Source organism: Vibrio sp. A1-1, from assembly GCF_021728175.1.
Taxonomy (GTDB): domain Bacteria; phylum Pseudomonadota; class Gammaproteobacteria; order Enterobacterales; family Vibrionaceae; genus Vibrio; species Vibrio diabolicus.
Genome location: NZ_JAKKCL010000014.1, coordinates 53,385 through 71,158 on the forward strand (window position 1 = coordinate 53,385; position 17,774 = coordinate 71,158).

The following is a 17,774-nucleotide window of genomic DNA, read 5'->3' on the forward strand; positions in this document are numbered from 1 at the left end:
AAAGTCGCTATTTTGCCAAATGTTCGCGAATAATGTTGGCAAGCAGATTGAGAGCATGGACGTATTTGTCATTGAGCTCAAAAGAAGCGTTAAGACGAATACAGTGATCGTATTGTTCTGTCAGGCTGAACATCTTTCCCGGTGCGATGCTGATATTATCTTTTAGCGCTTCTCGATATATCTGCAAGGCGTCGATATGCTTGGGAAGCTCTAACCAAATAAAGTACCCGCCGCTTTGGCTTAACACTTTGACTTCTTCAGGTAACAGCTCATTAAGCCGATCCGTCATCTTACTTTTACGTTCAAACAGCTTTTTCCGTAACTGCTTCAAATGCGATTCATAATTGCGGCTTGTTAAATAATGCACCAATGTCATTTGCACTGGTGCGCTCGTCGCTAATGTACTCATTAACTGTAACTTTTGTACCTCTAGCGCCCGCTTTCCCGCCGCAACCCAACCAATACGTAGTCCTGCGATTAATGATTTTGAAAACGAGGAGCACAACATGGTATTGCCCGTGTCATCAAACATTCTTAGTGGGTAAACCGAGTCATTCCCGGCATGCAGTTCGCTGTACACATCATCTTCAATCACTGGCACGTTATATCGCTGTGTCAGTTCAATCAGCTTTTGTTTTTTCTCGTTGGAGAGCGTAAAACCCAGAGGATTTTGGAAGTTCGACATCAGCCAACATGCTTTCACATCGTGTGTTTGCAGCGCTCGTTCCAATGAGTCTAGGTCAATGCCCGTGACAGGGTCTGTTCTTACTGAGAGCGCTTTCAAACCTAACCGCTCCAAGGATTGCAATGCGCCATAGAATGCAGGCGACTCTACAACCACCCAATCTCCCGGTCTTGTGCAGGCTTGCAAACTGAGCGTTAACGCCTCCAGCGCGCCTGCCGTAATGACAATTTCATCGGGTGAAATTTCAATGCCTTTCGCAGCATAACGCTTCGCGATGATGGTGCGTAATTGTTCGTTTCCCGGCGGTAAGTTATCAAAGGTGGTGGAAATCGGCATATTGCGAGCGGCTGCGCTCATCGCCCGATTCACGTGATAGCGTGGATACAAGCTTGGATCTGGATAGGCAAAGCCAAAATTGATCATGGATGGATTTTTACTCGCCTGCAGCACATCAAAGATAAACTCATTGATGTCTACCTGCTCTGTCCACGCAACCGCTGCTGGCGCTTGGGGTTCATTTGAACTCTTAATATTGGGAGCAACGCGATAACCAGATCGCGGCTGTGACGTTACCCAGCCTTGAGATTCCAGAATTTGATAGGCATGCAACACCGTCATCAAGCTTAAGCCCGAGTGTTCAGATTGGCGACGCAGAGAAGGCAGTTTGTCACCCGGGTGCCATATCCCCGATTTTATCTGCCTTTTAAGCTGTTCCACTAACTCTTGATACTTCGCCACACGCGGATCCCCCTCCATAAAGCTGAATTCAAAATAATAACACTTCAATATTTAATCTGTTATAGGTTTATAGTCACTGTCTGTACCTACTTCCCTCATTCCGCTCCTTTTAAAATAGCTCTCTCATAAAACTTAAAAGATCAAAGGAAGTTTAATGTTTGGCCTCGACGCATTTATGCTTGCACGGATACAGTTCGCCTTTACGGTATCCTTTCATATTATTTTCCCCGCTATCACCATAGGTTTGGCCACCTACCTCGCCGTGCTAGAAGGCTTATGGCTAAAAACACGTAATCCCGATTACCAAAAGCTCTATCACTTCTGGTCGAAAATTTTTGCGGTTAACTTTGGGATGGGCGTTGTATCTGGCCTTGTCATGGCCTATCAATTCGGCACCAACTGGAGTGGTTTCTCCGACTTCGCTGGTTCTATCACTGGCCCATTACTGACTTATGAAGTGTTAACGGCTTTCTTTCTCGAAGCCGGATTTCTTGGCGTGATGCTGTTTGGTTGGCGTCGCGTCGGCGAAAAGCTGCACTTTTTTGCAACCTCGATGGTGGCGTTAGGCACGATAATTTCGACCTTCTGGATTCTCGCCTCCAACAGTTGGATGCAAACGCCACAAGGTTATGAAATTGTTGACGGACGCGTGGTGCCAACCGACTGGTTTGCTATCGTTTTCAATCCTTCATTTCCTTATCGTTTGGCGCACATGAGCGTCGCGGCTTTCGTCAGTTCAGCACTCTTTGTAGGCGCGTCAGCCGCTTGGCATTTATTGAGAGGCAATCAATCGACTGCGGTAAAAACGATGTTTTCGATGTCGCTTGGGATCTTAGTGTTCCTTGCGCCACTCCAGGCCGTGATTGGCGATGTGCACGGGCTAAACACCTTAGAGTACCAGCCCGCCAAAATCGCTGCCATCGAAGGGCATTGGGATAACAGTGATGGCAAACCAACCCCATTGATTTTGTTCGGCATGCCAAACATGGAACAAGAACGCACAGACTATGCCTTAGAAATTCCTGTTTTAGGAAGTTTGATCCTACGCCACAGTTTAACTGAGCCAATCCCGGCGCTGAAAGACTTCCCGAAAGAGGAACGACCGAACTCACCTATCGTCTTTTGGTCATTTCGAATCATGGTCGGGCTAGGACTTCTGATGATTTTTCAGAGCTTCTACAGCATATGGTTACGAAAAAAGAACACGCTTTATACCTCGCGTTGGTTCCTCAAGTTTTCATTATTTATGGGGCCATCTGGTCTTATCGCAATACTCGCTGGCTGGTTTACGACAGAGGTTGGTCGGCAACCTTGGGTCGTGTATGGCGTACAAAAAACGCGTGATGCGGTTTCTGCACATGGAGACCTACAAATGAGCATCAGCCTGCTGTGTTTCCTTGTTGTATACAGCTTGGTATTTGGTTTTGGGTATTACTACATGATCCACCAAATCAAGAAAGGCCCCGATGCAATCGAGCACGATGAGCACGACATGACGACCGTTTCAGGCCGCATCTAGAATTTGTCACAAAGTGAAGGTAGAAGATATGCATTTTGATTTATCCGTGATTTGGTTCGCGATCATCGTTTTTGCCACTTTGATGTACATCATCATGGACGGCTTCGATTTGGGTATTGGAATACTGATGCCCTTCATCAAGGATGAAAAACAAAAAGACGTCATGGTCAACAGTGTCGCGCCAGTTTGGGACGGCAACGAAACTTGGATTGTGCTTGGAGGCGCATCTCTATTTGGCGCTTTTCCCATGGCTTACGCGGTGATTATTGAAGCACTAACCATCCCTTTAACGTTGATGTTGATTGCTTTGATCTTTCGTGGCGTAGCGTTTGAGTTTCGCTTTAAAGCATTGGAAAGCCACTTAAAGTTCTGGGACCGCTCTTTTATGGTCGGCTCGATTTTAACCACATTTTTCCAAGGCATCGTTGTTGGCGCGGTAATTCAGGGCTTTGCGGTGGAAAACCGCGTCTTCGTAGGTAGCCAACTAGACTGGCTCACCCCTTTTCCCATCTTTTGTGGTTTGGGTTTAGTCGCAACGTACGCACTGCTTGGTAGCACATGGCTCATCATGAAAACGGAAGGTGCACTGCAAAACACGATGTACCGCTTCACTAACAAAACACTACTGGCGATGATCTCCGCATTAGTCATTGTGAGCGCTTGGACCCCACTTGCTTACCCTGCCATTGCGGAAAGATGGTTTTCTCTGCCTAATTTGTTCTACTTATTGCCCGTACCTGTCATTACTGGGCTGGTATGTTTGAAGATTGCCGACTCCGTTAAAAAGCGAAAAGAGCGCAGCCCTTTCGTGATGGCGCTAGTGATCGTGATTCTCGGGTTCGCAGGGCTTGGCATCAGTATCTGGCCAAATATCATTCCTCCTAGCATATCAATATGGGAAGCAGCGGCTCCTGCAAGCAGTCAGCGCTTTATGCTCGTTGGAGCGGTGATCATCATCCCGATAATTCTGGCTTACACCTTTTGGAGTTACTACGTCTTCTCTGGAAAAGTGAAAGAAGACGAAGCGTACCATTAACGAGTTGATAAGGAGTGAGTATGAAAATCAAAAATTGGTGCCGCCAATGGGCGTGGATGGTTGGGATCTGGGCGGCCAGTGTGCTAGCTCTGGGGTTCGTATCAATGCTGTTTCGCGTCATGATGACCGCTGCAGGGTTAAAATCTTAGCTCTGCACTTATAGGACAATCAAAAAATCGACCGCCTCCGGTTCTTGGTCAGAGCTAGAGGCGTTTAAAGTTAAGTGCGACTTTTTACGTGTGCAGACAATACGATAGTAGATTCTGAACCACGAGCCACTTCAAAATAACCACCAGCACGAGATAGCTGGCGAGCCATCAGTTTTTCTTTGCCTAGCTTTTCAAACCAATAAGGCGCCAATGAGCACTGAGCTGAGCCTGTGGCAAGATCCTCTGAAATACCGATTTTAGGTGCAAAGTAACGCAGCACATAGCCACTATCAGAGCTTTGAGCCGTCAGGATGACAGCATGAAACGCATCAATTTTAATCAGCTCATCAAAGTTAGGTTGATAGCGAACAACATCATCTTCGGATTCGAGAACAACAACCAAATCACGCGTTGTAAAAGCATCTACGGGGCGATTGGAAAAGCCTGAAATATCCAAGGGGATTACATGAGGCTTTGCTTGCCAACTTGGCATCACTATCCGATACATTCCATCCAGTTCAGTAACGGTAATATGACCATATTGGCTTTTTAGAATGACCTCATTCTGATGATAGTTGGAAATGATTGCAGCGCCTGCGCCCAAACTTCCGTGTCCGCATAGGTTGATCTCTCCTTCTAGGCTAAACCAGCGAATGTGGTAGTCACTGCCAGACTGAACCACAAATGATGTGACAGGTTGAGCGACCTGATGAGTGATTTGAAGTAACTCAGAATCACTCAGCCAGTGATTTAGTTCGACAACACCACAAGGGTTACCTTGAGCCAATTCATCACAAAATACATCATATACTTGCGCTTTAATCATCCATCATCCTTGCGGTTTAACGCTGCACTAAGTTGTGAATAACGCTATCATTAACCCGAAACCAAAAAATGACAAGCCTCGGGAGTCCCTCTTAAATGCTTTGTTAGTCTTTTTATGCATCTATCTTGGCTAGTTCAACCGTAAAACCCATGTTTTGTAACCGTCTACTGTGATGACGCAGGTTTACTTTTGAAAAAAATGGCAAGTGCACTTCACCTTTCTTCTTGTTTCTTAGGGTTGATTATATCGGCCTCTTCGTAGCCTTCTTTGATCAAATATGCAACGACATTAAGCTTCATTTCATCCCTCACCACTCCTACACATAAGCAACTAATGTCTCATCAAAGTTCTCCATATGGTATGACATCTGTCATAAATATTACCAATCGTAATGAATAGCTTTATCCTATTAAATCCACTAAATGGCTTTCATTAAACTCTGATAGCTTTTGCAGCTTTAGACTGGCTTCATTAAACTCTTGGTAGAACTTATCAGGTTGAGGTATCACGACTGTTTTTATGTTTGCTCGTGTTGCCGCAAGCATACCCGAATAAGAGTCTTCAAAGGCAATACAGTTACTTGAATCTACACCTAGTTTATTGATTGTTGAAAGGTAGACATCTGGCTCTGGCTTGCCCTGTTCTACATCGTCTGACGATGATATCGCGTCAAAGTAACTGGCAATACCGAGTTTGTTCAAAATGGTGGGAATGAGTTGATAAGGTGAATTAGTAGACAGCCCTATCTTAAACCCTTTTTCCTTAAGCAATTTGAGTGTTTCTGTAACACCCTCTAATTCGCATCCTTTTTCAATTATTAATGTCTCCACTTTATCCACAACAGCATTCTCTACTTCCTCTAGGCTCTTTTCTTGCCAAGGATTACGTTCATACCAAAACCTTGTTACTTCACCTGTCGTCATCGTCGCAGTCTGCTTTGATAATACTTCGGTCACTTGGACGCCAACTGATGAAAACACCTGCTTTTCCGCTTCCTTCCACAAAGGTTCTGAATCAATCAGCAACCCGTCCATATCAAAGACCGCAGCGTATATCATTGGTACATCCTCAGTAAGTTCTATTCGTTGAGTAAGATTTGTCTATTCAACCAAAGCATAGCTTTGCATATAACGAGGGAGAGTATCACATTTGCCTGTGGCTATCAGAGCCAGTTCGATGACTCATCTTTAAACCTCAACATGACCGATGTTCATGGCTACTTTCAACGCTTGTTTATTGAGATTAGATGCCTCCCAAGCAACAACAACACGACTAGTGAGAGGGATATCATCAATCTCGGCGACTGTCGCAGAATCATCGAGATGTTCAGCCAGTGAACGCGGAACGAGAGCAATACCTAACCCAGCCTGCGCCATGGCAATCGTCGTACGAAGTTGCGGTGCTGCAAACTGTGGTTCGAGTCTTACTCCTGCGTCGGCAAAAAGTGTGCTCATGCCATCAAACAATGCAGGTCCAGTCTCTCGTGGAAACAGTAAAATTTTATGGTCTCTCAACTGTTTCATCTGGATACAGGGATACTTTGCCAGCTCGTGCCCCGCCGGAATCACCGCGACAAACGGGTCGTTAAACAACACCTTGTGCTCAAAAGGCTCACTGGCGTAGCAGGGTAGCCGCATGATTGCGAGATCAAGTTGTTTGCTTTTTAACTGAGCGGCAAGCTCTGGCATTGACAGTTCCGCCGCCTGTAAATGAACCCCACTCTCTTGAATACGCCCCACCCTCTCTAATACCTTAATGCAGGTTGATGTTGACGTCGCGAACCCAATTTTAACCTGCGTATTTTCACCACGGGCAATCTGTCGGGCTTTTGCTTTAGCGCGTTCCACATCAGCAAGAATATTTACCGCATCCGTATAAAAGACTTGCCCAGCATGGGTCAGTTCTACCCCTCTAGACAAGCGCTTAAATAGGTCCACACCAAGCTCGTGCTCTAACTTTTTGATTTGTTGACTTAAAGGAGGTTGCGCAATCCCTAACTGTTCAGCGGCTCGGGTAAAGTGACGAGTCTCGGCGACCGCGACAAAATACTTCAGGTAGCGAAATTCCATATATTTTCCATATCAAAATAAATCTTTTTTATATTGGATTTAGCACCGTGTAGAAGTCAATCTAAATATACTCTTCATTGCATAACTGGTCTTACTCATGCGTGGATTTTATAACCCTCTATGTGCTTGTTCGCTTGAAGTAGCGAAAGAATTTTCTGAATACCATCACGTTACCGGAGATGGTGAGATTTATCAGACTTCGTTAATGAGTGCTTTGATCGCTGGTGTTTACGAAGGCTCAACAACCATAGAAGAACTCCTGAAACATGGTGATTTTGGTTTAGGTACGTTCAATGAATTGGATGGTGAGTTGATTGCGTTTGATAAGGAAGTTTTTCAACTCAAGTCGGATGGCTCCGCAAACCCGGCAGATCTGGCGCAAAAAACGCCCTTTGCTGTCATGACTTTTTTTAAGCCTGATATCGAGCTGCCACTAACATCGCGCATGTCACGTCATGAAGTCCATAGCCTCATAGACGACATGGTTCCAAGTGACAACCTATTTTGCGCAGTGCGCATTGATGGCGTTTTCGATTCAGTTCGTACTCGCACCGTACCTAAACAAACACGCCCTTATCGGCCAATGCTTGAAGTGGTCAAAGAACAACCGACATTCCGCTTCACGCATAAGCAAGGCGTGGTCGCCGGCTTTCGCAGTCCTAAATATACGACTGGCATCAATGTACCCGGCTATCACGAACATTTTATTACCGATGACCGCCAAGGAGGTGGTCATATCCAGGATTACAGCATTTCGTCAGGATTTCTCCAGATTGGCAAAGTCTCACGGCTAGTGATTGATACCCCAGTATCGACAGACTTCCTCAACGCCAATTTGGCTCCGGAAGATATAAATACCGCCATAGAAAAGGCGGAAAAGTAACAAAGTCAGGCAAATAATAAGGACAACAAATAATAAGGACAACAAATGCAATCCAAACCTTCAAATAAAAATGGAGCTCAGTTGATCGCTCAACAGCTAGAGTCTCTCGGCATTAAGTACATTTTCGGTATTCCCGGTGCAAAAATCGATCGACTGTTCGATGCGATTGAAGAAACTAACATCCAAATGATTCCGGTACGTCACGAGGCTAACGGCGCGTTTATGGCGGGCGTTATGGGAAGACTAACCGGCAAAGCAGGCGTTACAATGGTTACGTCAGGTCCAGGCTGTGGAAACCTAGTTACGGGGGTGGCAACAGCAAACTCCGAAGGCGATCCGCTGATTGCTATCGGTGGTGCTGTGAAACGAACTGACCAGCAAAAACAAACACACCAGAGCATGGATACCGTCAGTATTTTTCGCTCTATAACCAAATTCAGTGCTGAAGTGCAGCATGTGGACGCCGCAAGCGAGATCATGGCGAACGCATTTCGTATCGCAGAGTCAGGTCGTCCTGGGGCTTGCTTTTTGAGTCTCCCCCAAGATGTTTTATCCGAGCAAACCCAAACGGACATTATTGTCCCCTCGCCTTACACACAGCCTGGTTGCGCAGACATCGCAGCAATCGAAGAAGCGGTCAGTCGAATCAGCAAAGCAAAGCGTTGTGTGGTTTTACTTGGCCTTCACGCGAGCCGCAGCCAAAACGCTGCTGCTATCGCCCGATTTCTTCAAAATACGCAGCTACCCGTTGTCGGCACTTACCAAGCCGCCGGCACGGTAGACATCAACTACTATCACCACTTTGCTGGTCGTGTTGGTTTATTTAACAACCAACCCGGCGATGTTTTACTGCGTGATGCCGATTTAATTCTCACCATCGGCTTTAGCCCAATAGAGTATGACCCTGAGCTTTGGAACAGCCACCGCAACCCAGTGATTCACCTCGATATTGAACCGGCAGAATACCAACTTAATTATCAGCCTTGTGTTGAAATCGTCGGAAACATTGCGCAGTCATTAGACAAAATGGGCAGCTACATCTCTGAATATGCTCGCCTTTCCCCAACGGCACTTTCAGTACTGGAAGAGGTAGCACTGCAACGGCAAGTGATCAAAACCTATCCCAATGTCTATAACAAGCAAGGATTTCATCCACTGGCACTGATTAAAGCCATGCAATCTATCATCACACCAGATACCACGTTATGTCTTGATATGGGGAGCTTCCACATCTGGATCGCTCGTTACTTAAGTTGTTTTCGAGCTCGCCAAATGCTGGTGTCTAACGGCCAACAAACGATGGGCGTTGCACTGCCATGGGCCATTGGTGCCAGCCTACTGAAACCTGGCAGCAAAGTGGTATCGATATCGGGAGACGGCGGTTTTATGCAATCGAGCATGGAGTTAGAAACCGCGGTTAGACTGAACTGCAATATCGTCCATATTGTGTGGGTTGATAACGCCTACAACATGGTAGAAATGCAAGAGATCAACAAATATCAGCGCTGCTCTGGTGTGAAATTTGGACCAATTGATTTCAAGGCGTACGCCGAATCATTTGGCGCGAAAGGCTTCGCAGTGACTAGTCAACACGAATTGCTACCGACATTGAATAAAGCCATGGACGTTGAAGGACCAGCAGTGGTGGCTATCCCCGTAGATTACAGCGACAACGACAAACTGATGTTGCCGCGCACAGAGAAAAATCAAGATCCCGTTTTTGTAAGTTTCGAAGGAGAAATCGCATGAGAGGATTAAAAAATAAAGTCGCACTCGTGACTGGTTCTGCCAATGGTATTGGTTTGGCCATCGCAAAACGTTTGTATGAAGAAGGCGCAAACGTCGCTCTTGCCGATTGGAATGAAGAGCAGTTGGCAAACGCCGTTGAGAGCTTTGATAAACAGCGCGTGTCTGCGCATTCCATTGATGTTTCTGATCCAGACAAAGTCGCAGCACTGATTTCTGATGTTGTTACCCGTTTCGGTAAACTGGATATTTTAGTAAACAATGCTGGCGTACATGTCCCTGGTTCAGTGATTGAAGGTAGTGTGGAAGACTGGAAGAAGATCTCTGGTGTAAACATTGACGGCGTCGTTTATTGCGCGAAGTTTGCGTTACCTGAACTCTTAAAAACGAAAGGTTGTATGGTGAATACCGCGTCCGTTTCTGGTTTGGGTGGTGACTGGGGTGCCGCATTCTATTGCGCGAGTAAAGGCGCTGTGGTCAACCTTACTAGAGCGATGGCATTGGACCATGGTGCGGAGGGTGTAAGAATTAACGCCGTATGCCCAAGCTTAGTAAAAACCAACATGACGAACGGCTGGCCGCAGGAAATCCGCGATAAATTCAATGAGCGCATTGCGCTCGGCCGAGCCGCCGAACCTGAAGAAATTGCGTCTGTCGTGGCTTTCTTGGCAAGTGATGACGCATCTTTCATTAATGGCGTAAACCTACCTGTAGACGGCGGTGCCACCGCATCAGATGGTCAACCTAAAATAGTATAAGCATTAACACTGACTGAGCAGAATTTTTAACTGTAAGGTATCCACGCCAAAAAAAGAGCCGAGTTTGTACTCGGCTCTTGTGTGTCTGTTCTTAAGCCTGCGACGTTGCTAAACCTGCCGACGCGCCGCCTAATAACACATGATTAAATTCCATTCGAGATTCTTGGGCTTGTTCAGACAGTTCTTGTTTCTTCTGTTGAGCCAACTCAAGCGCTTCGGTTAGTTGCTGTAGCTCTGTTTGCATCTCTTCTGGTAAATGATGGTCCGAAAACCCAGATTCACAACTATGTTCTAAGGCAAATGCGCGAATTCTCTTACGCATGCTCATCAGGGCCGCCATTGCTTCGCGCTCTTCTTCAGCCGCCTGTTGAGCTAAGTCTTTAAAGCGCTCAAATTTCGCCAAAGCCATTCCCTCTGTTGACCAAGGGTCAATTTCCGGCAGTTCTTCAATGTTAATGGTTGGCTCTTCGTATTCTGCTTGATGTTTAATATCTAGGCTCGCCGCGCGAACAAAGGACACCATCAACATCACCGAGATAACTAGCAACGGTAAACCTCCCACGATCGCAGCGGTTTGTAATGTCGATAAACCTCCCATGAACATTAGGACGGTTGGCAGAAAAGACAAAGTAAACGCCCAGAACAAACGGTTCCAGCGCATCGGTTCTTCCGTCACATCATTTTGAACCACAGACGCAAGAATGTACGAGATAGAGTCAAACGACGTCGCCGTAAAAATGATACACAACAGTGTAAAAACACCAATAACGATTGCCCCTAACGGTAGTGTGTCTAACGTTGCAAAAATAGCCGCCGGTGCGCCCGATTCGTTGAGGATTGCGATGACATCAAGCTCACCCGTCAATTGCAACGATAAACCATAGTTACCTAAAACAATGAAGAATAAGAAACAGCCTAAAGAACCGTAAAATATAGAACCTACGACCATCTGTTTGATCGTTCTTCCACGCGAGATACGCGCAACAAACAATCCCATACAAGGAGCAAAGACCAACCACCATGCCCAGTAGAAAATAGTCCAGTCTTGCGGGAAGTGTGTATCTGTAAACTCACCATAACCACCAAACGGCTCCGCCCAGGTTGCCATAACAAAGAAGTTAGACAACATACGACCAATAGAATCTAAGCCCGTTTCTAACATGAACACGGTTGGCCCAACGGCAAGTACAAAGAGTAACAAGCCCATCGCACCCCAGAAGTTAATGTTACTAAGGAATTTGATCCCCTTCTCAAGCCCTGCATACGCGGAGTAACCAAAAATCGCAGTACAGAGAAGTAATACAGCCACTTGGCTGAAGGTATTGTTTGGAAGACCGAAGATATGATGTAGACCACCGTTGATAAGAGGCGCTGCTAAGCCAAGCGTAGTCGCCGCGCCACCCAACATACCAAAAATAAATAGCACATCAATAAACTTGCCAATACCACCGTTTGCGCGCTTTTCTCCTAATACAGGCATTAACGCACTAGAGATTTTCAAAACAGGTTGTTTGCGTACATAAAAGAAGTAAGCGATAGGCAGAGCAGGAATAAGGTAAATTGACCAAGCGATCGGTCCCCAGTGAAACAGACCATAAGTCGCGGCCCAGCGAATGGCTTCTTCACTGCCTGCTTCCAACTGAAATGGTGGTGATTGATAGTAGTATGCCCACTCGATACACCCCCAATACAGAATACTTGCGCCAATACCTCCACAAAATAGCATTGCAGCCCATGAGGCGTTACCAAATTCTGGTTGCTCGTCGGCTTCACCAAGTTTGATTTGGCCAAGATCGCTGAACACCGTATAAATCATAAAACACATTGCTGCGATACCCAGTGCGAGGTATAAAACACCAAGCTTATCGGTCATGAAAAATTTGGCTGAAGCTATCCAATCCGCACCTTGTGTGGGAAATAAAATTAAAGGTATAACGACGCTGAGTAAAAGAAAGAGTGAGCCTAAGAAGGTAGGCTTATCGATGAGAGAAAATGATTTGTCCATACTATATATCCTTATGTTTTCAAAGGACATGATCTACATTTCTCACAACTTCGCCAATTCACAACACTTATCGTTACCACAAGAATAATTGTCTTTAAAATATGCATTATGTGACGCTGATTTTATATTCATTATTTGATGCCATAGCGTTTAAATACGGCAACTTTTCTGCCACACCATCCAGCGCTCTCTACCTTTAAAAACCTCAACACTGTTTGCCACCACTGAGGATTCCACAAGCTTAAACGTCGGTTCTAGATAACCCTCCAACTCCCCACTTCGCAAACAAAATGGAGGGAAGCGAGAGTGATAATCATCATCTATAACGAAATAACCAATTAACAAACCGTCTCTTGGCAGCAATTTATCCACCATAGCAAAGTAATCTGGCCACTGGTCTCTCGGTAGTGCAGCGAGAAAGGCACGCTCGTAAATCACATCAAATGAGTGCGTAGAGTCAGCGTTAAATACATCCCCCAGCACGACTTTATCTTTGTGCTTGCCTAACGTCGATTGCGCCATTTTTACTGCTTGTTGGCTGTAATCCATCGCGATCACATCATGCCCATATTGAATAAAAGAGCTGAGTTCATAAGCAGCACCACAGCCAGGGATAAATACAGACTGACCGCTATGAAGCGCGTTTTCTAGGTAAGCTTTTAGCTCTTGAGGTGTGGTTTTGGCATCCCACGGCATGGTGCCTTGGGTAAACAAATTATCCCAAAACTGTTGATTGATGGTCGGTGCCTGCTTCATTTATCGCCCTCCTGATTGTACTGGCACAAAAAGAAAGGGATACGCAGCACAATGTGGTATCCCCTCTCCTAGCCTTTGATTTTTACGTTGTTAGCTTTTTATAAATGCGTTTTACAATGATGGGTTAACTGCGCAGGTCATTGATTAACGGCTGCTCCGCTTGGTTCGGTACAAACTGGACATTGCCTTTCAGTTTGGTGACAGACTGAAGTGTCGCTTGAATGTCCTCTGCCGAGACATGAACATCATGACAGCAGAAAGTAATGGTATCGTTGAAGCCATCACGCTCAATTTTCAAAGAACCTTTAATATCGTGGCGACGACAGACTTCTTGGATCTGATGCGGATAAACAAACAGGCCTTTCACTTTCACCGCTGAGTCCGCACGCCCCATCCAGCCTTTAATTCGCGCATTCGTGCGTGGCGAACCCGAGCCCGTTTCTAGGTATGCCGATAAATCTCCCGTTGCGTAGCGAATCAGCGGAAACTTCTCATCGAGCGATGTCACGACTACTTCACCGACTTCTCCCAGTTGTACAGGAATGCCATCAGGATTAACGATTTCAACGATAATATCTTCGGCAACCACCAAGCCTTGCTCGCCTGTGACTTGATAAGCAATCAAACCAAGCTCTGCACTTGCGTAGGCTTGAGAGACTGCAATGCCTTTGTCCGCAAACGCCTGTTGCATGTCTGCAGTGACTGCTTCACCAGAGACCAGCGCTTTGGTAAAACTCGGCGACTCATCGTATTTATCTTGGTACTTTTGTAATAACGTCAGCAAGTAAGACGGCGTGCCCGTGTAACCCGTTGGCTGCAGCTGTTTAATCGCTTCAATTTGTGCTTCGGTATTCCCGACACCCGCCGGAAATACCGCGCAGCCACAAGCTCTTGCGCCACCATCCATAATAAATCCACCAGGCGAGAAATGATAAGAGAGCGTGTTATGCACTAAATCGCCCGCACTAAATCCAGCCGCGTGAAACGCGCGCCCCATACGCCAGAAATCCATCTCATCCGTTTGTGCCTCATACAACGGCCCCGGTGATTGGAATACACGCGCCATCTGACCAATCGCAACACTATTTAAACCACCAAACGGCGGTTTAAGTTGCTGTTGGTTTGGCATATTGAATTTGCGCGTAATCGGAAACTGGGTAAGCCCTTCACGATTATTTGCCAACGTAGGCTCTAACTCAGCAAAATGCGCCGCATAATGTTCGCTGTTGGCTTTTGCATTTTCAATCAACGTTGGCAGACGTTGAAACAGCGATTCTTCTCGCGCTTGCGGAGACAAAGACTCTTTCGCATCAAATAGTTCGTTCATCATCGCTCCTTACAACCAACGCTTACGACGTTTGTAAGATTTCAGGTTCTTAAAGCTCTTGCGATCTTCATCGCCGCCGCCAAGGTAGAACTCTTTCACATCTTCATTGTTTAGCAGTTCGTGCTTGCTACCATCCAGAACGATTTTGCCGGATTCCATGATGTAACCGTAATCGGCCGCTTGAAGGGCAAAGTTGGCATTCTGCTCAACCAAAAGCATGGTAATGCCTTGATCTTTATTAATCTTGTTAATAATGCTGAACACCTCCTTCACCAATAGCGGCGAAAGCCCCATCGAAGGTTCATCCAACAAGATCATTTTTGGACGAGCCATCAGTGCACGACCAATCGCTAGCATTTGCTGCTCACCACCTGACAAATAACCCGCTAGACCAGTGCGCTCTTTAAGGCGAGGGAAATAATCAAACACCATTTCGATGTCTTGCTCGACTTCGTTGTCCGTGCGCGTGTAAGCGCCTAAGCGAAGATTTTCTATCACCGTCATGTCTTCAACAATTCGGCGCCCTTCCATCACTTGGAAGATGCCCGAACGGACGATCTCTTCCGGGCTTTTGCTGTCTATGCGCTCGCCCATGAAGTTGATTTCGCCGCGCGTCACTTCACCATCTTCGGTTTTCAACAAACCAGAAATGGCTTTTAACGTCGTTGATTTACCCGCACCGTTGGCACCCAGTAAGGTTACGATCTGCCCTTTGGGTACCTCTAAACTCACGCCGCGTAATACTAAGATTACTTCGTCGTACACGACTTCAATGTTGTTCACTGAAAGCAGTATTTCTGCCGGTTCGATATTCGTTGCTAATTCAGCCATCAAGCTACTCCTTGCTAGGGTGAGAGTGTCCTCTCACCCATCCTTATTTTCAGTAAGCTTTGTTATTAATAAGTCGTCGATTAGTAACCTAGCCAATCGTCACGACGTGACAATGTCACTTGTGACACTTTCTTAATATCGACTGCGCCGCCGTTGTTGTTACCCATAAACACGTTCACGGTTGTTGTGCCACGGTGATCTTCCGGCTTCCAGTTCGCAGGTACACAAACACCTTCTAAGCCTTGTGGGACCCAGTTGTCATGGACATACATGCCCTTCTTGATGTTTTCACCCGTAATGCCACCGTTGTCTTTCGCCCACTCCATCGCTTCTTTCATGTAGAACGCAGAACAAATTCCGCGAATGTAGTGGTGAGTTCTAAACTCGCCCGGTTCTGATTCAGACTGCTTAGAAATCTCACGAACCAGTTTCATGCCTTCGTTATCGTCTCCCCAAAACGCCGTCATGCCAGGAAAAACATAATCTTTAAGGCCATCGCCCGCCGCTTCAAGTACTGGTTTGTCACCGCCCCAAATGTTCGCCATGTACTGGAACTCTGTACCAACCGTATTACAAGACTTCACGAGTGAGATTACCGAGCTACCGATATTGGCAATGTAACCGTAGTTGGTGCCAGACTCTTTGAGTGACAGACATTGTGCTTTGAAGTCCCCTGGTTTTAGTGACACAACGACTGGGTTTTGCACCTCAAAACCAAGCTCTTCAGCATATTCTGCACACGCTTCTTTTGGCGCATTCGGGAATGGGTGGTTATCGCCAATATGGGTAAATTTCGGCGCACCTTGGTTGCCCTTTGATTCCCAATCTTCTTTCGCCCACTTCACTAGTGCACGACACGCATCTGAGTACGACGCACCATAGAAGAAGTTATAAGGCGCTGGTTTCGCGGTTTTTGGGTTCTTGCCGGTTGGGTCCGTTAAGTGACCTGAATAAGAGGCAGAGAACACTGGCACTTTGTCTTTGGTCACAAACGAGATGAGTGCTTCGGTATCTGCCGTGCCCCAACCTTGTAGCGCAACCATGTCTTTACGCGCCACCCAACGTTTGTAGTTGGAAATCGCTACTGGCACTTTATACGCCATGTCTACTGTTTCAAATTCGAGCTCGGTACCGTTAATGCCACCGTTTTGGTTAATCCAACGCAATGCGTCTCGTACGCCAGAACCATAGGGCTTGCTCACATAGGCTGTTGGTCCAGAAAAGTCGACTAATTGCCCGACAAATACAGAGTCTTTTGCCCAAGTGGCGGTAGTAAACAGTGCCGAAGATAGCACCAACGTTGTCGCTAAATGTCCTTTGTTCATAACTCGTTGTCCTTGTTATTGAGGTATATTCCACTTAATTCCACGTTAATATGAGAACGGATAGTGTTTCCAATATGCTCGAATCTGTTGCCAGCGATGCGATAACCCTTGAGGTTCGAAAATGAGGAACAGCATGATGACTAAACCAATCGCCATTTCTTTGAAGTAAGCCAGGCCATCAATGAACGAAGTGTTATTGCTAAACTCAGCCAACCCCGTCACGCCAAACTCCAAAACTTCAGGCAGCAATACGATAAATATCGTACCCATCAATGTGCCTTTGACTGAACCCAAGCCACCAATGATGATCATTGCCAAAAACTGGATAGACATCATGATGGTGAAACCTTCTGCTGATACAAAACCTAGATAATGTCCGTAGAGTGCGCCCCCGATGCCCGCATAGAATGCGCATACACCAAATGAGAGCAGACGATACTTAGTTAGGTTGATGCCCATGATTTCTGCCGACAGATAGTGATCTCGTACCGATACAAACGCGCGACCATCACGAGAACGGATCAAGTTCGATGCCCACATATACATGAAGATCAGCGCAAATAGAGCGATGTAGAAGAAACTTTCGTCGGTCGTAAACTCAAAGCCAAACAGATTGATAGGGTTTGCACCAGCACCATATGAGCCGCCACTGAACCAGTCTGCACGAGCAAAGAAGTCCTCTAAAATAAACTGCGCCGCCAACGTTGCGATAGCTAGATATAAACCTTTAATTCGAGCCGCTGGCAGACCAAACAGCATCCCTACAATCATGGTTAAGTAACCCGCGAGCGGAATCGCAAACACGACTGGAATGTTAAACTGGTTATTTAGCCAAGCCGATGCAAAAGCGCCAAAGCCAAAGAACGCACCGTGACCTAGCGAGATTTGTCCGGTAAAACCAACCAGAATGTTTAAGCCCAATGCCGCGATACCGAGGTATGCAATCTGAATAAACAGGTTTAGGAAGTAAATATCCAAGACCAGCGGTGCTGCCAGCATGGCGATGACACCTGCAATCGCAAGGCTTCTGATGGTTTTGGTTTCAAAAATTGGCGTATCACTTTTGTATGTGGTTCGAAAATCCCCACATGGGCGCATGCTAAGTTGAGCCATGTTATTTC

General features: G+C 46.2%; 16 protein-coding genes and 1 pseudogene. 6 read left to right on the forward strand and 11 right to left on the reverse strand.

Annotation, left to right across the window (positions count from 1 at the left end):
• Nucleotides 1-7: 7 nt before the first annotated feature.
• Nucleotides 8-1,441: a PLP-dependent aminotransferase family protein gene (locus tag L3V30_RS18280; protein WP_267136956.1), complete on the reverse strand. Its 1,434-nt coding sequence runs from the start codon at nucleotides 1,439-1,441 to the stop codon at nucleotides 8-10.
• A gap of 136 nt (nucleotides 1,442-1,577) precedes the next feature.
• Between L3V30_RS18280 and L3V30_RS18285 the strand changes: the two genes are divergently transcribed.
• From L3V30_RS18285 to L3V30_RS18295, 3 genes are read left to right on the forward strand one after another with little or no spacing between them, the layout of a single operon-like run.
• Nucleotides 1,578-2,942 (forward strand): cytochrome ubiquinol oxidase subunit I, encoded by a 1,365-nt coding sequence (locus L3V30_RS18285; RefSeq protein WP_053315074.1) that lies wholly within the window; start codon nucleotides 1,578-1,580, stop codon nucleotides 2,940-2,942.
• Nucleotides 2,943-2,970: 28 nt separating this feature from the next.
• Entirely contained in the window at nucleotides 2,971-3,978 is a 1,008-nt protein-coding gene (gene cydB / locus L3V30_RS18290; protein WP_237309472.1) for a cytochrome d ubiquinol oxidase subunit II, read from the forward strand.
• 20 nt (nucleotides 3,979-3,998) lie between these two features.
• Entirely contained in the window at nucleotides 3,999-4,127 is a 129-nt protein-coding gene (locus tag L3V30_RS18295) for a DUF2474 domain-containing protein (protein ID WP_015313385.1), read from the forward strand.
• A gap of 70 nt (nucleotides 4,128-4,197) precedes the next feature.
• Here the strand turns inward: L3V30_RS18295 and L3V30_RS18300 are convergent, their stop codons facing one another.
• From L3V30_RS18300 to L3V30_RS18310, 4 genes and pseudogenes are all read right to left on the reverse strand, one after another.
• Nucleotides 4,198-4,953, reverse strand: coding sequence for a PhzF family phenazine biosynthesis protein (locus tag L3V30_RS18300; RefSeq protein WP_164665521.1), 756 nt, complete (start codon nucleotides 4,951-4,953; stop codon nucleotides 4,198-4,200).
• A 112-nt stretch (nucleotides 4,954-5,065) separates the two neighbouring features.
• Nucleotides 5,066-5,173 (reverse strand): annotated as a pseudogene (locus L3V30_RS23980) (TIGR04141 family sporadically distributed protein); the annotation flags it as partial.
• 181 nt (nucleotides 5,174-5,354) lie between these two features.
• Complete coding sequence (gene hxpB / locus L3V30_RS18305; RefSeq protein ID WP_164665520.1) at nucleotides 5,355-6,011, reverse strand: hexitol phosphatase HxpB; 657 nt, start codon at nucleotides 6,009-6,011, stop codon at nucleotides 5,355-5,357.
• Nucleotides 6,012-6,140: 129 nt separating this feature from the next.
• Nucleotides 6,141-7,022 (reverse strand): LysR family transcriptional regulator, encoded by an 882-nt coding sequence (locus L3V30_RS18310; protein WP_005392586.1) that lies wholly within the window; start codon nucleotides 7,020-7,022, stop codon nucleotides 6,141-6,143.
• Between the two features lie 97 nt (nucleotides 7,023-7,119).
• Between L3V30_RS18310 and budA the strand changes: the two genes are divergently transcribed.
• The 3 genes from budA to L3V30_RS18325 are packed head-to-tail and all read left to right on the forward strand — an operon-like array spanning nucleotide 7,120 to nucleotide 10,409.
• Entirely contained in the window at nucleotides 7,120-7,905 is a 786-nt protein-coding gene (budA, locus tag L3V30_RS18315; protein WP_005373273.1) for an acetolactate decarboxylase, read from the forward strand.
• Nucleotides 7,906-7,950: 45 nt separating this feature from the next.
• Nucleotides 7,951-9,654 (forward strand): acetolactate synthase AlsS, encoded by a 1,704-nt coding sequence (gene alsS / locus L3V30_RS18320; RefSeq protein ID WP_237309474.1) that lies wholly within the window; start codon nucleotides 7,951-7,953, stop codon nucleotides 9,652-9,654.
• On the forward strand, nucleotides 9,651-10,409 hold the full coding sequence (locus tag L3V30_RS18325; protein ID WP_237309476.1) for an SDR family oxidoreductase: 759 nt from the start codon (nucleotides 9,651-9,653) through the stop codon (nucleotides 10,407-10,409). Before alsS ends, L3V30_RS18325 begins: the two co-directional genes overlap by 4 nt.
• 91 nt (nucleotides 10,410-10,500) lie before the next feature.
• On the opposite strand, the gene L3V30_RS18330 is transcribed toward L3V30_RS18325, so the two are convergent.
• From L3V30_RS18330 to L3V30_RS18355, 6 genes are all read right to left on the reverse strand, one after another.
• A complete protein-coding gene (locus tag L3V30_RS18330; protein WP_237309478.1) occupies nucleotides 10,501-12,414 on the reverse strand; it encodes a BCCT family transporter in 1,914 nt (637 codons plus the stop codon).
• A gap of 150 nt (nucleotides 12,415-12,564) precedes the next feature.
• Complete coding sequence (locus tag L3V30_RS18335) at nucleotides 12,565-13,170, reverse strand: methyltransferase domain-containing protein (RefSeq protein ID WP_237309479.1); 606 nt, start codon at nucleotides 13,168-13,170, stop codon at nucleotides 12,565-12,567.
• Nucleotides 13,171-13,294: 124 nt separating this feature from the next.
• Entirely contained in the window at nucleotides 13,295-14,497 is a 1,203-nt protein-coding gene (locus L3V30_RS18340; RefSeq protein WP_346014791.1) for an AMP-binding protein, read from the reverse strand.
• 9 nt (nucleotides 14,498-14,506) lie between these two features.
• Nucleotides 14,507-15,328 carry an ABC transporter ATP-binding protein gene (locus L3V30_RS18345; RefSeq protein WP_237309482.1) on the reverse strand — a complete coding sequence of 274 codons (822 nt, stop codon included), beginning with the start codon at nucleotides 15,326-15,328 and terminating at the stop codon, nucleotides 14,507-14,509.
• Nucleotides 15,329-15,408: 80 nt separating this feature from the next.
• Nucleotides 15,409-16,653: an ABC transporter substrate-binding protein gene (locus L3V30_RS18350; RefSeq protein WP_006741059.1), complete on the reverse strand. Its 1,245-nt coding sequence runs from the start codon at nucleotides 16,651-16,653 to the stop codon at nucleotides 15,409-15,411.
• A 45-nt stretch (nucleotides 16,654-16,698) separates the two neighbouring features.
• Nucleotides 16,699-17,766, reverse strand: coding sequence for a branched-chain amino acid ABC transporter permease (locus tag L3V30_RS18355; protein ID WP_104973556.1), 1,068 nt, complete (start codon nucleotides 17,764-17,766; stop codon nucleotides 16,699-16,701).
• Nucleotides 17,767-17,774 lie beyond the last annotated feature (8 nt).